This is a genomic window from Thermomonas sp., assembly GCF_019104945.1.
In the GTDB taxonomy this organism is placed as follows: domain Bacteria; phylum Pseudomonadota; class Gammaproteobacteria; order Xanthomonadales; family Xanthomonadaceae; genus Thermomonas.
Genome location: NZ_JAHRWW010000045.1, coordinates 40,688 through 55,949, shown reverse-complemented (window position 1 = coordinate 55,949; position 15,262 = coordinate 40,688). Strand labels below are relative to the sequence as shown.

Annotated in this window: 11 protein-coding genes and 1 tRNA gene; 7 read left to right on the top strand and 5 right to left on the bottom strand. The window is 58.7% G+C overall.

What is annotated here, in order from left to right; all coding sequences use genetic code 11:
• Positions 1-339: 339 nt before the first annotated feature.
• From rimP to pnp, 7 genes are all read left to right on the top strand, one after another.
• Complete coding sequence (gene rimP, locus KUL77_RS10615; protein WP_297146803.1) at positions 340-957, top strand: ribosome maturation factor RimP; 618 nt, start codon at positions 340-342, stop codon at positions 955-957.
• Positions 958-962: 5 nt separating this feature from the next.
• A complete protein-coding gene (gene nusA, locus KUL77_RS10610; protein WP_297146801.1) occupies positions 963-2,450 on the top strand; it encodes a transcription termination factor NusA in 1,488 nt (495 codons plus the stop codon).
• Between the two features lie 65 nt (positions 2,451-2,515).
• Positions 2,516-5,152 carry a translation initiation factor IF-2 gene (infB, locus tag KUL77_RS10605; RefSeq protein ID WP_297146798.1) on the top strand — a complete coding sequence of 879 codons (2,637 nt, stop codon included), beginning with the start codon at positions 2,516-2,518 and terminating at the stop codon, positions 5,150-5,152.
• Positions 5,153-5,167: 15 nt separating this feature from the next.
• Positions 5,168-5,539, top strand: coding sequence for a 30S ribosome-binding factor RbfA (gene rbfA / locus KUL77_RS10600; RefSeq protein ID WP_297146795.1), 372 nt, complete (start codon positions 5,168-5,170; stop codon positions 5,537-5,539).
• Positions 5,523-6,491: a tRNA pseudouridine(55) synthase TruB gene (gene truB / locus KUL77_RS10595; RefSeq protein ID WP_297146817.1), complete on the top strand. Its 969-nt coding sequence runs from the start codon at positions 5,523-5,525 to the stop codon at positions 6,489-6,491. Before rbfA ends, truB begins: the two co-directional genes overlap by 17 nt.
• Positions 6,492-6,640: 149 nt before the next feature.
• The gene (gene rpsO / locus KUL77_RS10590) at positions 6,641-6,901 is read left to right on the top strand and encodes a 30S ribosomal protein S15 (RefSeq protein ID WP_297146792.1); all 261 of its coding nucleotides are present in this window, start codon (positions 6,641-6,643) and stop codon (positions 6,899-6,901) included.
• A 161-nt stretch (positions 6,902-7,062) separates the two neighbouring features.
• A complete protein-coding gene (gene pnp / locus KUL77_RS10585; RefSeq protein ID WP_297146814.1) occupies positions 7,063-9,162 on the top strand; it encodes a polyribonucleotide nucleotidyltransferase in 2,100 nt (699 codons plus the stop codon).
• A 78-nt stretch (positions 9,163-9,240) separates the two neighbouring features.
• Here pnp and can read toward each other — a convergent pair whose 3' ends face one another.
• The 5 genes from can to KUL77_RS10560 all read right to left on the bottom strand — a co-directional run bounded on the left by can (position 9,241) and on the right by KUL77_RS10560 (position 15,262).
• Positions 9,241-9,906 carry a carbonate dehydratase gene (gene can, locus KUL77_RS10580; protein ID WP_297146789.1) on the bottom strand — a complete coding sequence of 222 codons (666 nt, stop codon included), beginning with the start codon at positions 9,904-9,906 and terminating at the stop codon, positions 9,241-9,243.
• Positions 9,907-9,954: 48 nt separating this feature from the next.
• Entirely contained in the window at positions 9,955-12,972 is a 3,018-nt protein-coding gene (locus KUL77_RS10575) for a ligand-binding sensor domain-containing diguanylate cyclase (protein ID WP_297146787.1), read from the bottom strand.
• A 107-nt stretch (positions 12,973-13,079) separates the two neighbouring features.
• A tRNA-Leu gene (locus KUL77_RS10570) sits at positions 13,080-13,166 on the bottom strand.
• 33 nt (positions 13,167-13,199) lie between these two features.
• Complete coding sequence (locus tag KUL77_RS10565) at positions 13,200-14,351, bottom strand: homoserine O-acetyltransferase (RefSeq protein WP_297146784.1); 1,152 nt, start codon at positions 14,349-14,351, stop codon at positions 13,200-13,202.
• Between the two features lie 86 nt (positions 14,352-14,437).
• The gene (locus KUL77_RS10560) at positions 14,438-15,262 is read right to left on the bottom strand and encodes an inositol monophosphatase family protein (RefSeq protein ID WP_297146782.1); all 825 of its coding nucleotides are present in this window, start codon (positions 15,260-15,262) and stop codon (positions 14,438-14,440) included.

Here is a 15,262-nt window from a genome sequence, read left to right as displayed (position 1 = left end):
ATCCAGTGTCAGGCGGCGCTGCGCAAACGGTTTCTGGTGATTTGTGGCTTGCCGACTTCGTGCTAAAGCCAGAGGAGTAGGCTGGGGCGCTGGCGTATCGATATTGCATTTATCCTGTAAATACAGTACTCTTCGCGCCTTCAGTGGAGGCATTTTGCGAAAATTGCCTTCGCTGCCTTATCGATAATGCAGCGGCTGCCGTGGGCAGTAACGCGGATCGATTCGGGCTCGTGGTTTTCGGAACTTTAGAAACCCACACTCCAGCTTTATTGGAACAGGGCCCTTTGGGCCTTTTTTCGTTTTAGGTGTTCGCACTTTTTCTTTTTAAGTAGGCAAGACGTGACAGATAAGGCTGACGAAATCGCCGCACTGCTCGCGCCCACGGTGTCATCACTTGGGCTTGAGTTGTTGGGTATTGAATACCTGCCCGCCCCGGGTGGCGCCACCTTGCGTCTGTATATCGATGTGCCGCCGGCTGAAGCCGATGCGCGCTCGGTGGGCATCGAAGATTGTGAAGCGGTGAGCCGTGAAGTCTCGGCCCAGCTCGATGTCGAAGACCCGATTACCAGCAATTACACACTCGAAGTTTCATCACCCGGTCTTGATCGCCCACTATTTGGCGCAGTGCAATTTGCGCGCTTTGTTGGTGAATCGGCCAAAGTGACGCTGAAGCTGCCGCAAGACGGACGTCGCCGCTTTCAAGGCGCCATTGCGCGCGTTGACAACAATCAAATTGTGTTTGCGATTGACGGCGTCGAGTTCGTTGTGGATGCCGCCAATATCGACAAAGCCAAGCTGGTGCCCGATTGGGTGGCTTTGGGGCTAGCGCCAGCACAAGACAAATCCGGGCGCGATGCGCGGCCGGGCAAGCAGAAAAAACCTGCGGGTAAAACACCTGCGTCCAAAAAAAATCCCACCACCAAGACGGCGGCCGAGCAGTCGCCTGATGCGGAGTAAGCGGTATGAGCAAGGAACTGTTGCTAGTTGTCGATGCGGTAGCTGCCGAGAAGGGTGTGCCGGAGTCGGTGATTCTGGAAGCCATTGAAGCGGCGCTCGCCTCGGCGGCAAAGAAACGCTACATCGACCAAGACGTGTTGGTGCGCGTGCAGATCGACCCCAAGGACGGTAGTTACGAAACGTTCCGCCGTTGGGAAGTGGTGGCCGACGATGTAGTGATGGAATCTCCGGATCGCCAGTTGCGCCTGATGGACGCACTGGACGATAGCGACGAAGTGGAAGTGGGCGACTATATCGAAGAACAAATTGAAAACCCCGGGTTTGGGCGCATTGCTGCGCAGGCCGCCAAACAGGTGATCGTGCAGCGCGTGCGCGAGGCCGAGCGTCAGCAGGTGGTGGACGCGTGGAAAGACCGCGTGGGCGAGCTGGTAACAGGCGTGGTGAAACGCGTTGAGCGCGGCAATATTTATGTGGACCTCGGCGGCAACGCCGAAGCCATCATTGCGAAAGATAAGGGCATCCCGCGTGACGTGCTACGCACCGGCGACCGTGTGCGCGGCTACCTGTTTGACGTGCGCTCCGAACAGCGCGGCCCGCAGCTGTTTATCAGCCGCGCCGCGCCTGAGTTCATGATGGAGCTGTTTAAGCTGGAAGTGCCAGAAGTGGGCCAAGGCTTGGTGTCGATCATGGCCTGTGCCCGCGATCCGGGTGACCGCGCCAAAATCGCGGTGCTGGCGCACGATAACCGCACCGATCCGATCGGTGCCTGCATTGGTATGCGCGGTTCGCGCGTACAGGCGGTCACAAATGAGTTGAACGGCGAGCGCGTGGACATCGTGCTATGGAGCGATAACCCGGCGCAGTTCGTGATCAACGCGATGGCCCCGGCGGAAGTGCAGTCGATCATCGTCGATGAAGACAAGCATGCAATGGATCTGGCGGTGGCTGAAGAAAATCTTGCCAAGGCCATCGGTCGCGGCGGCCAGAACGTGCGTCTTGCTAGCCGTCTGACCGGCTGGCAGCTCAACGTAATGACCGCAGACCAAGTGCAGGCGAAGTCTGAAGCCGAGCAGGGCGCGGCGCGTAAGCTGTTCGTCGACAAGCTGGAAGTGGACGATGAAATCGCCGGTATCTTGGTGGGTGAAGGCTTCTCCACTGTTGAAGAAATCGCGTATGTGCCGGTGGCCGAACTGCTGGCAGTGGACGGTTTCGACGAAGACGTTGTGGAAGAACTGCGTTCGCGCGCGCGCGATGCCTTGCTAAACGATGCGCTGGCCGCAGAGGAAGGCTTGGAAGATCGCCAGCCCGCAGCAGACCTTCTGGAGCTGGCAGGTATGAACGAAGCAACCGCCTATGCGCTGGCCGAGCGCGGCGTTTGCACGCGTGAAGATTTGGCCGAAATGGCGACGGACGAAATCGCCGATATTGAAGACATGGGCGAAGAACGTGCCGCCGCGCTGATTATGGAAGCGCGTAAGCATTGGTTTGAATAAACCCGTCTTCCTACAATTCACATATGTTGGCCATCTTCCAAGATGGCCTAGGACAACGAAATCGAATGTCGCAGCAAACTACCATCCGCAAGCTGGCCGAACTGGTGAATACACCGGTCGATAAACTGCTCGAGCAGCTGGCTGAGGCCGGCATGAAGTTCAGTGGTCCAGATCAGGTCATCACGAGTGCTGAAAAGCTCAAGCTACACGGCTTTTTGCGTCGTGCGCACGGGAAAGCCGAGAGCAGCCCAGACGAAGCAATCGCGCCGGGTAAAATCGTTCTGAATCGCAGCCGCAAACAGGAAATTACGGTTGGCGCAGCGGGTAAGAGCGGGCGCGGTAGCAGCACGGTTGAGGTGACCACGCGTAAGAAAATCACGCTTAAACCGGGCGCTGGTAAGGCGGGTGGTTTAAGCACCGCTGAAAGGCTGGATGCTGAGCGCGCCGATGCGCTGCGTAAGCTTGAAGAATCGCGCGCGCGCAATTTAGCCGAGCAGCAAGAGCTCGCAGAAAAAGACCGTGTGCGTGCTGAAGCACAGGCCGAAAAGCGTCGTCTTGAACAAGAGGCGGAAGCACGTGAAGCCGCAAAGGCCGCAGAGCAGGTCGTAGAAGCCGAGGTTGAGGCCGAGGTGAAACTGGAGGCCGCTGCAGCAAGCAAAACGAAATCGCACGGGCATGGCCATGCGAAACCCGCAGCACCTGTACGTGAGGCCGAGCGCTCCAGTACAGCGGCGAAGCCGAAGCCGCACCGTGGTTCGCACTCAATGCAATCGGGGGCGGAAGAAAGTGATAGCGCCTCGCGTTTTGCTGGCAAGCTGCATTTAAACGACGGCGATCGTTCGCGCCGTGGTGGCGGTGGTGCGCGCGGCAAGGCGAAGCCGGGCAAGCGCGCAATGGATCAGTCGCGCACGGGTACTGGCTTCAATAAGCCAGTGGATCCTGTGGTGCGTGAAGTGGCGATCGGTGATGCGATCACCGTGGCCGATCTTGCGCAGAAGCTTGCGGTAAAGGGCGGCGATGTGGTCAAGGCGCTGTTCAAGATGGGCGTGATGGTGACCATCACCCAAACCATCGACCACGATACCGCGGTGCTGGTTACCGAAGAACTGGGCCATAAGGCGGTTGCAGCAGAAGCCAACGACGCCGAGTCCGAATTGCTGGCTTTGACTGAAGAAGTACAGGGCGATTTGACGGTGCGTCCGCCGGTAGTGACCATCATGGGTCACGTTGACCACGGTAAAACCTCGCTGCTCGACTACATTCGCCGCACCAAGGTGGCGCCGGGTGAAGCCGGTGGCATTACTCAGCACATCGGTGCGTACCATGTTGAAACGCCGAAGGGTGTGGTGAGTTTCCTCGATACCCCCGGTCACGCCGCGTTTACCCAAATGCGTCAGCGTGGTGCCAAGCTCACCGACATCGTGGTGTTGGTGGTGGCCGCCGATGACGGTGTGATGCCGCAGACGGTGGAAGCCATTCAGCACGCCAAGGTGGCGAAGGTTCCGTTGATCGTGGCGATCAACAAAATTGATAAAGCCGATGCCGATCCGTCACGCGTGAAGAGTGACCTGCTGGCGCACGAAGTGGTGTCCGAAGATTTCGGTGGCGACGTGCAGATGGTGGAGCTGTCGGCGAAAACGGGTCAAGGTGTTGACGACCTACTGGATGCGATCTTGCTGCAGGCCGAAGTGCTCGACCTCAAGGCAGTGCCGGAAGGCCGCGCCACGGGTGTGGTCATTGAATCGGCACTCGATAAGGGCCGTGGCCCGGTGGCTACGGTGCTGGTGCAGCAAGGCGAGCTCAACAAGGGCGACTATCTTGTCTGCGGCATTCAGTATGGCCGCGTGCGTGCGCTGTTTGATGAAACGGGCAGCCAAGTGCAGTCGGCTGGCCCGTCGATTCCTGTGCAGATCCTTGGTCTGTCCGGTGTGCCGGAAGCGGGCGACGATTTCGTGGTGGTGGCCGATGAACGCCTCGCCAAAGATGTGGCCCAGCAGCGTGATACCAAGCGCCGTGAGCTGCGCCTTGTTGCATCGGCAGGCAACCGCATGGAAGACATCTTGGCGCAGATGGGCGATGGTGCAAGCCAGCTCAGCCTGAACTTGGTGGTGAAGGCCGACGTGCACGGCACCATGCAGGCCCTGCGTGAAGCACTCACGGGCCTGTCGAACGATCAGATCAAGATCAACGTGATTGGCTCGGGCGTGGGTGGCATCACCGAATCCGATGCACAGCTGGCGGCAACGTCGAAGGCGGCGGTGATCGGCTTCAACGTGCGTGCCGATGCCTCGGCGCGTAAGTTGATCGAAAACAACGGCATTGATCTTCGCTACTTCTCGATCATCTATGACGTGATCGATCAGGTGAAGCAAATTGCGTCGGGCGTGCTGGGCAAGGAAGTGCGCGAAGAAATTATCGGTACCGCCGAAGTGCAGCAGGTGTTCCGTCATTCCAAGTTTGGCTCGATTGCTGGCTCGGTGGTGGTGGAAGGCGTGATCCGCAAGGGCAAGCCGATCCGCGTGCTGCGCGACGACACCGTGATCTTCTCGGGCGAACTCGATTCGCTGCGCCGCTTCCAAGACAATGTGGACGAAGTGCGCAACGGCACCGAGTGCGGCATTGGCGTGAAGGGCTACGATCAAGTGAAGCCCGGCGATAAGATCGAGTGCTTCGAGCGTATCGAGGTGCAGCGCACGCTGTAAGGCGTGGGTGAGGCTATGGCACAAAAATCTTTTCATCGCACCGACCGCGTTTCTGCCCAGCTCCGTCGTGAGCTGGGTACGTTGGTACATGCGTTCGTGCGCGAGCACGGCTTGGCTTCGTCCAGTGTGTCCGACGTTGAAGTGACCCGCGACATGGCGCATGCCAAAGTGTTCGTCACCGTGCTGCAGTCTGAGCGTGCGGCAGAAACAGTGAAGGCGCTTAAAGCACTGGCACCGGAGATTCGCTACCAGTTGGCGCGTGCAGTCAAGCTGCGGCACGTGCCGGAGCTGCACTTCCACTACGATGAGTCGGTGGATCGCGGCGAACGTATCGATAATTTGCTGCGTGATCTCGACGATCTGCGCCCCCGTGGCCAAGACGAATAATTCGCGCGAGCGTCGTTCGCGTACTGTCTTTCGTCGCTTAGACGGTTTGCTGCTGCTCGACAAACCACAAGGCTTGTCGTCTAACCAAGCCTTGCAGCGCGTGCGCCATTTATTTCGCGCTGAAAAAGGCGGCCATACCGGCAGCCTTGATCCGCTTGCTACAGGCTTACTTCCCGTGTGTTTTGGTGAGGCCACCAAAATTGCGGGTGGGCTGCTCGGTGCGCGCAAAGCGTATGAAACAGTCGCACGCTTGGGCGTTGTGACCGATACCGACGACGCCGAAGGGCAGGTGTTGCGTGAACGGCCTGTGGCGGCGTTAACGATCGATATGATCGACGCTGCGCTGCGCCAACTCACTGGGCGCATCCAGCAGCGCCCGCCGATTTATTCTGCGCTCAAGCGCGGCGGCGAGCCGCTGTACCTAAAAGCGCGACGCGGTGAAGTGATTGAAGTGGACGCACGCGAGATTGAAGTGCACCGCTTCGATTTGCTCAACGCGGCCGACCTGCTCGATGGTGATGTTCCGCAATTGCGCTTGCATGTGGAATGTGGCTCAGGCACGTATGTGCGCAGCCTTGTGCGTGATCTCGGTGAACTGCTTGGCTGCGGCGCGCACGTCGCGGAGCTGCGTAGGCTGTGGGTGGACCCATTTCGCGAGCCTAGGATGTGGACATTAGACGCATTAGAAGCGCTGCGCGAACAGGCTGGGGAGCGCGTACTAGAAGCCTGCCTGCTGCCGATTGAAGCGGGCATGGCGTCGTGGCCAGAAGTGCGTGTGAACACTGTTCAAGCGCAGCGTTTGTGTCACGGGCAAGGGCTGCGCGGGCCTTATTCGCCACTGGGCCAGCAGGTGGCGATACTGGATGAGCACGGCCGTGGTCTGGGTCTTGGCGAGGTCGATGCCGATGGCGGCTTGCGCCCGGCGCGGATGTTTCGCCCGCAGCCTGAATAGGCAACACCCAGGTGCGTTGCCCGTCTTGGCAGAGTCGCGTTATAATTCCGCTGCTCATTTGAGCACATTCAATTTTTTATCACCCCGGCGAACCGGGCGGTGCGAGGCGTTTCTTCGTTCCTGCCGGTTATGCGACTACGAGGCACAGCATGTCCATCGATACACAAAAAGTTATTAACGAACACAAGCGCGGCGACAACGACACCGGTTCGCCGGAAGTGCAGGTCGCTCTGCTGACCGCCCGCATCGAACAGCTCACCGAGCATTTCAAGGCGCATAAGCAGGATCACCACAGCCGTCGTGGTCTGCTGATGATGGTCAACCGCCGCCGCAGCCTGCTCGACTATCTGCACAAGAAAGACGCAGAGCGCTATAAGGCGCTGATTGGCAAACTTGGCCTGCGTCGTTAATCGATCTACCCACCGCGGCGCAGCGATGCGCCGCGGTTCGTTTTAGAAGTACCTGAAAATTTTATCGGCGCGGCCTAGCCGCATTTCGCATCGTGACGAGCGATGCAGCGCAGCAAGCGGGGCTTGCCTGCGTTAGCGCACCAGACATCAAGGATTCCATCGTGGCAAAGATTAGTAAAACCTTCCAATACGGCAACCATCAGGTCACCCTCGAAACCGGCGAAATCGCCCGTCAGGCTGGCGGCGCAGTGCTGGTCAAGGTTGATGGCACCGAAGTGCTGGTCACCGCCGTTGCCGCGAAGTCGGCGCGTGAAGGTCAAGACTTCTTCCCGCTGACTGTCGATTACCAAGAAAAGTTCTACGCCGGTGGCCGCATCCCGGGTGGTTTCTTCAAGCGCGAAGGCCGCGCAACCGAGAAGGAAACCCTGATCAGCCGCCTGATCGACCGCCCGATCCGCCCGCTGTTCCCGGAAGACTACAAAAACGAAGTGCAGATCATCGCCACGTTGATGTCGCTGAACCCGGAAATTGAGGGCGACGTTCCTGCGCTGATCGGCGCTTCGGCTGCGTTGGCGCTGTGCGGCACGCCCTTCCAGGGCCCCATCGGTGCGGCCAAGGTGGGCTACAAGAACGGCCAATACATCCTCAACCCGAGCGTGACCGAGCTGAAAGACTCCGAGCTAGAGCTCGTTGTTGCCGGTACCGCGAGCGCCGTGCTGATGGTGGAATCGGAAGCCAAGGAACTGTCGGAAGACGTGATGCTGGGCGCGGTGGTGTTTGGTCACCGCGAAATGCAAAAGGCCATTCAAGCCATCAACGAATTGGTAGCAGAAGCCAATACCCCCGCCAGCACCTGGCAGGCTCCGGAAAAGAACGTAGCGCTGATCGCTGCGCTGAAGGAAGCTGTGGGCAGCAAGCTGGCCGAAGCGTTCCAAGTGCGCGACAAGCTGCAGCGCCGCGACGCCATCTCGGCGATCAAGAAAGACGTGATGGAAACACTGGCGGGCCGTGCGGAAGCCGAAGGCTGGGCCTCGGCGGAACTTGCCAAAGAATTTGGCGAGCTGGAATACCACACTCTGCGCGACTCGGTGCTGTCCACCAAGGTGCGTATCGACGGCCGTGCGCTGTCGGACGTGCGTGCGATCAGCTGCAAGGTGGGCGTGCTGCCGCGCGTGCACGGTTCGGCGCTGTTCACCCGTGGCGAAACCCAGGCGCTGGTGATCACCACGCTGGGTACCGCGCGCGACGGCCAGATCATGGATGACGTGGCGGGCGAGTGGAAAGAACACTTCCTGTTCCATTACAACTTCCCGCCCTATTCGGTGGGTGAAACTGGCCGCTTTGGCGCGCCGAAGCGTCGCGAAATCGGCCACGGTCGTCTTGCTAAGCGCGGCGTGCTGGCCATGATGCCGGGGATGGAAGCCTTCCCGTACACCATTCGCGTGGTATCGGAAATCACCGAGTCGAACGGTTCTTCGTCGATGGCCTCGGTCTGCGGCAGCTCGCTCGCCCTGATGGACGCCGGTGTGCCGCTGAAGCGCCCGGTGGCTGGTATCGCCATGGGTCTGGTGAAGGAAGACAGTAACTATGTGGTGCTGTCGGACATCTTGGGTGACGAAGATCACCTCGGCGATATGGATTTCAAGGTGGCCGGTTCCGACCACGGCATCACCGCGCTGCAGATGGATATCAAGATCCAAGGGATCACCGAAGAAATCATGAAGACCGCGCTGGCGCAGGCCAAGCAGGGTCGTCTGCATATCCTTGGTGAAATGTCCAAGGCCATCACCGAAGCGCGTCCGGAATTGTCGGATTACGCGCCGCGTCTGATCACCATCAAGATCCACCCCGACAAGATCCGTGAAGTGATCGGCAAGGGCGGTTCGGTGATCCAAGCGATCACCAAGGAAACCGGCACCCAGATCGATATCCAAGACGACGGTACGATTACCGTTGCCTCGGTCAATGCTGCTGCTGGCCAAGCCGCGAAGCAGCGCATCGAACAGATCACCTCCGACGTTGAACCGGGCCGCATCTACGAGGGCAAGGTTGCCAAGATCATGGACTTCGGCGCGTTCGTCACCATCGCACCGGGTAAGGATGGTCTGGTACACGTGTCGCAGATCTCCAGCGAACGTGTGGAGAAGGTCTCCGATGTGCTGAAGGAAGGTGATCTGGTCAAGGTCAAGGTGCTGGAAGTGGACAAGCAGGGCCGCATCCGCCTGTCGATCAAGGCTGTGACCGAGGGCGAGGGCGCGTAAGCGCTCTTTCCTTCAAGCATAAAAAAGCGGGCCTTGCGCCCGCTTTTTTTGTCTCTGTAAATGGAGACTTAAAGGTGATTAAAGAGTAATTCCACGGCGTTTGCCGACTTCTGCAATCGCATTGGTATATACCGATCTCAATGTCTCGGGGGAATCGACGTCCATTGCGAGCTCGCGCACGATGCCGTCTTTCAGGCTATACACCCAGCCGTGGATGGCGAGCTGCTGCCCGCGCGCCCAAGCATCGCTAATGATGGTGGACACGCAAACGTTCGAGGCTTGATCAATGGCATTGAGCTCACACAGTGCGTCATGGCGCTGGTCTTCTGGCAAAGCGTTCAGTAGATCAGAGTGCTTTTGCTTCACATCGCCAACGTGGCGGATCCAGTTGTCGGCAAGGCCTAACCTTGTACCGTGCAGAGCTGCACCGACGCCGCCGCAACCGTAATGGCCTACCACCAAGATATGCCGCACCTTGAGCACGTCCACGGCAAATTGGATGGTGGACATGCAATTGAGGTCGGTGTGCACCATTACATTGGCGATGTTGCGGTGTACGAATACTTCGCCCGGAACAAGATCAATGACTTGGTTCGCCGGTACGCGTGAATCGGAGCAACCGATCCAAAGGTACTTAGGTGCTTGCTGCTTAGAGAGTTGCTCGAAAAAATCAGGATGTTCGAGCGTGACGCGTTCTGCCCAGTCGTGGTTTTTACGCAGCAGAGTTTCGAGTTCTTTTTTCATGATTCGCTATTCTAGCGCGGATCTTTGGTTGACTGCACGTAGAGGCGCTTATGCCGTGCAGATACGATCGCGGCCATCACGTTTGGCTTGATAGAGCGCGGCATCGGCGCGGTCCATAAGCTGTTGTGGGTTTGCATCACCAGTACTTAGGCGCACAAGTCCGGCGCTAAATGTAACCTGAAGCCCTTCAATATCAGCCCAGTTCTGGGTGGCGTGGAAATTTTCGCGCAGGCGTTCGCACATTGTTTGCGCGTCTTCAATGCGATCATCGTTTAGTAGAACCGCAAATTCTTCGCCCCCCACGCGGGCGGCAAAATCCGATTCGCGCGCGACGTTTTGCAACAACTGGCCAACGGTTTTCAATACAAGATCGCCGATGGCGTGCGAGTAGGTGTCGTTAATGCGCTTGAAGTGGTCGATATCGAGTGCAACAAAACAAAGTGGTTGGTTGTTGCGGTGAGCATTGGCAAATTCGCGGGCCAGCACCGTGTCGAATGCGCGGCGGTTGGGTAGCCCTGTGAGTGCATCTTGGTAGGCTTGGCGCTCAAAAAGCTCAGCTTGTTCGCGCAGGCGTTCGGCAAGCGTGCTCTTTTCTTCATTGGCGTGCTGCAGCGCAAGCGTTTGCCGCTGTAGGTCGGATGTGCGCTCGCCAACGAGCAGTTCAAGCCGTTCTGCGTTGCGGTGATAACTGCGCATGCGCAGACGATAGATAAACCAAATGGCGAGCAGTAAAACAAGCAAGGCGATGGCTTGTACCGTTGTGCGTTGCCACCAGAACGGTTCAATTTGAAAGTGCAGCACAGCGGCTTGCCCCATGCTGCCGTGATCGCCGATCGATGCTTCTACCCTAAAGGTATAGTGGCCTGGCCCAAGTGCAGTAAATTCGGCTAAGTGTTGGTTGCCGCGCGCGGTCCATGCGTTGTCGTAGCCTTCAAGCTGCGTGCGATAGCGGATGCTTTGCGGTGAAACAAAGTTCAGGCCCGCCCACGTAATCGCAATACGGCGCGTCCCAGCGGGTAGATTGACGCTGCCTTGCTCGGGGATAGGGGTATCGGTGCCGTCCACCAGCAGCCCTTCTACCACCGTCGCAGGTGCCGACTGGGTGCGGTAGTGGAGGAGCCGCTGCGGCTGTACAGAGGCTGCGCCTTCGGCTGTGGCAAACCAGACGCGGCCATCGTGCGTGAGCAATGTGCTGGTGCCTGCGCCGCCGTTGACTTGCGCGTTGCTCATGCCGTCGCGGTTGTCGAACACTTCAGCATTGATGCGCGGCGCGGTGCCATTGGCTACTTCACGCAGTTGCAGATAGCTCAGGCGCAAAACGCCACGATTGCTACCGATCCACGCAGAACCGTCGTTGTCTTGCGCCATTTGGAACACGGCATCGATGGGAAGCCCTTGTTCAATACCGATATGGCTAATCTTTTGATTAAGCAGGCGCCATAGCCCGCGATCGCTGCTAACCCATAGCGCACGATTCGTGGGGTTGAGGTAGAGCGCAAGCGCACGGATGGGTTCACCTGCATCACCCAGCGGAATTTTGGAGGCACTTCCGTCTGCGTAGCGGTATAGCCCCGACTGCGCACCGATCCAAAGTGCCCTGCCGCTATCGAGTAGGGCGTGAATGAGCGTGCTTGGCATGCCGGGCGTGTTCAGTGATTGAATCACCCCGTCGCGCAGTTGAAATACGCCCTGCCGCGTGCCGATCCAGAGGCTGCCGTCGGCCGCCCTTGCCAATGCGCGCACGTGGTTGCTTAACAGCCCGTCTCGGCGGCCGTAGCGACGTACCGAAACGCCGTTGCGAAGCTCGTATAAGCCATCCCCATAGGTGCCCACCCAGAGCGTGTGGCCATCGGCAAGAAGAGACAAAACGGAAACATCACCTTGCTTGTCCGTGCTGGGCTGGAGTGGGATGTGGCGGATGCTGCCAACAGGGTTCATGGCATCTAGGCCGCCGCTGCCACCCAGCCATAAGGTGTGCTGGGCGTCTTCCGCAAGCGTGCGGACAAAGGCATTGCTTAGCCCAGTCTGCAGGCCAACCGTACTGAACAGCGCTTCGCGCAGGCGATACAAGCCGCCATTGGTGGCCGCCCAAACATTGTGTTCTTGATCTTCGATCAGGCTGGCGATACGCCCTTCGGGTAGCCCCATCTTGGCGCCCACTGTTTCAAGGCCGTGTTCGCTTAGGCGCAAAATGCCTCGGTTCTCCGTGCCCAACCAGAGCGCGCCGTAGTGGTCTTGCAAGAGCGCGGTAACGCGTAGCTCCGGAGGAAGCGTGTGGATATGTTGAAGCCGGGTATCGTTCAATTGATAGAGCTGGTTTCCTGCAACGATCCAAATTGTTCCATCCGGTGCTTGGTATGGCCATGCAACGCCGGTGGGGAGATTAAATGCAGCCGGTGCGGGCAGCAGCTTATTGCCTTCCACGTATAAAAGCCCTTGCAGGCTGCCGACCCATAGGCGACCTGTACGATCTAAGGTTGGGCGGATGCCAACAAAGTTTTGCGTATGGTTTTGCGGCTGGATGAGTTTAAATTGGCTTGCCGTGGGGGTGAGCCGTCCCAAGCCGAGGCCATTGAAGGTGATCCAAACATCGCCATTTGCGGCTTCAAAAATGCCGTCGATTCCTGCGTCGGGGAGGCCTTCTGGTTTGCCCCAATAGCGAATCTGATTGCCGGGGCTCCAGCGGCCTAGGTTGCCGCGCGTATCGGCAAACCAAAGCACGCCTTTTTGGCCTGTATGTAAAACCACTGTTGCGCTATCGCGAAGCGCGGGCTGGCTATTGCGGTCGAATACTTTGAAGGTACTGCCGTTATACCGCGCGAGCCCCTCCCAAGTGGCGAGCCACAAATAGCCTTCTTGGGTTTGGGCGATGCTCAAAATAGTGTTGTGCGGAAGCCCGTCGTGCGCGGTCCAAACGCGGTGGGAATAGTCCACCAGCTTGGGCGAGGTACCCGCGGCATATGCGCAGGTACTTATGAGCAGCAACAACAACGACTTGATCAGTAGTTGACCAAGCAAACCCAGCAAGAAACCGGGGTGTTGACATTGACGGCAGGATTGCTTCATTCAAGTGCTTATTCAGCTTCGTCCCGATACTAACTCAAGGGAGCTGTAATAAATTCGTCAATGCATAAAAAACGGGCTCGCATTGCTGCGAACCCGTTAGTAAAACTTGGTGCCGAAGGTGGGACTCGAACCCACACGCTTTTAAGGGCGGCGGATTTTGAGTCCGCTGCGTCTACCGATTCCGCCACTTCGGCGTGGAAGCTGGCTAGTATAGCGGGAAGTTTGGATTACGCCACCATTTCTGTAATGAAATTTTCATTTGGGAGTACGCGCAGGAACCCGGCGACGGCGGGAGCGAAGCGTTCTTCGTCCACTAAGAAGGCGTCGTGGCCCTGTGGGGACGGCATGGGGAGAAAGCGTGTATCGCATCCAGCGTTGCGCAGGCCCGCGGCGATTTCCTCCTGCTGCTGGATGGGAAATAGGATGTCGGTTTTAACGCCAATAACGAGCGCGCGCTGCACGCCGTGGATGGTGGCAAGCCCGGTAAGCGTGTCGCCTGCATGGGGCTCACCAAGGTCGAACCAATCCATCGAGCGGCTGAGATAAAGATAGGTATTGGGGTCGTAGCGGTGCACGAAGCGGCGGGCATGGGCTTCGAGGTAACTTTCGACCTCGAACTCCATGCCGAAGGGCTCATCGTCGTCGCGGCGTTCGGAATCTAGCCGCACGCGGCCAAAGCGTCCATCCCATTCCAATGCTGAGCGGTAAGTAATCACCCCCAGTTTGCGCGCCATGCGCATACCGTTTTCCGGATAGTCTTCTTCGCTGTACTGGCCATTATTCCAATGTGGATCAAGGCGAATGGCTTCGCGCTGTAGCGAGCGAATGGCAATCGAAAACGGCAGGGCGCGCGCGGCTCCGCAGATATTGATATGGCTGCGGGCAATGGCTGGGTGGCGCGCAAGCAGGGAGAGCGCGGTCATGCCGCCCATCGAGTTGCCCACCACGCAGGCCAGTTGTTCGATGCCAAGCGCATGTACAACGGCGGCGGCCGCGTCTGCGCCGTCTTCGATGGAAAGATCGGGGAAGTCGAGCCGGTAGAGGTCGCCCGTGCTGGGGTTCACTGAGGCAGGCCCGGTGCTGCCTTTGCAGCTGCCAAGCGCATTGACGCAGATGACGAACCAACGGTTGGTGTCGATCGGCTTGCCGGGGCCGATCATCCATTCCCACCAGCCCGGCGCTGGATTCTCGGCGCTGCTGGCGGCGTGGGCATCGGGGGACATGCCGGTGAGAACGAGCACTGCATTGCTCTTGCCTGCGTCGAGCTGACCCCAGGTTTCATAAGCCATGCGGGCGCTAACCAGCGCACCGCCGCGCTTCATCGGAAACGGTGAGGGAAGATGCAACCAGCGGGTGCCGGGGGGGGTGTATTCGGCCATGACGCCATCTTCGCGCGCATGGGCTTGCTGCGTGATGCCTTATCGCCATAACGGCATGGCGATAAGGGCATGGTGGAAGTGGGAGCTTAGTTGAACGCGGCGGCGAAGCCCGACTGCACCACAACGTTTTGTAGCTCAGCGCTAATTTTCTGGTTGGCCGCGATGATTTGGCGGCCATGAATGCCGCGTGCGTCCATTGGGCCAGTCTGGCTGCCCTTGAAGTCACATACGCGGCCACCAGCTTCGCGCACCAACAGCACGCCAGCAGCGATATCCCAAGGCTTTAGGCCCGCTTCAAAGAAGGCATCGCTGCGGCCGCAGGCCACGTAGGCGAGGTCAAGTGCAGCCGAACCGGTGCGGCGAACGTCTTCGGCGCTGCGTAGCAGTTCGCGCAGGCATTCCAACTGGGCCGGGGCGCGATCGCGCTCGCGCGGTGAGAAGCCGGTGGCCAGCATGGCGCCGTTCAAGTCTTTACGCTCAGCCACGCGAATGCGACGGTCGTTCAGCACAGCGCCGCTGCCACGGCTGGCGGTAAAGAGTTCGTTGCGCAGTGGGTCAAAAATCACGCCGTGCTGGACTTCACCCAATTCAACAAGGGCGATCGAAACGCACCAGTGCGGGAACCCGTGCAGGTAGTTGCTGGTGCCGTCGAGCGGGTCGATCACGAACAGCATATTGCTGCCTTTGCGTCCCTGAATGCCGCTTTCTTCCCCCATAAAGGCGGCATCAGGGTAAGCGCGGCGCAGTTCTTTGATCACCGCTTGCTCGGCCTGCTCGTCCACTTCGCTGGCGTAGTCCAAGCGATCTTTTTCGATCACATTGATAGCGTCGAGCCGGTTCATATTGCGCAGAAGCACGTTACCGGCGGAGCGGGCTGCCTTGACCATGACGTTGACGACGGGTTTTTGCAT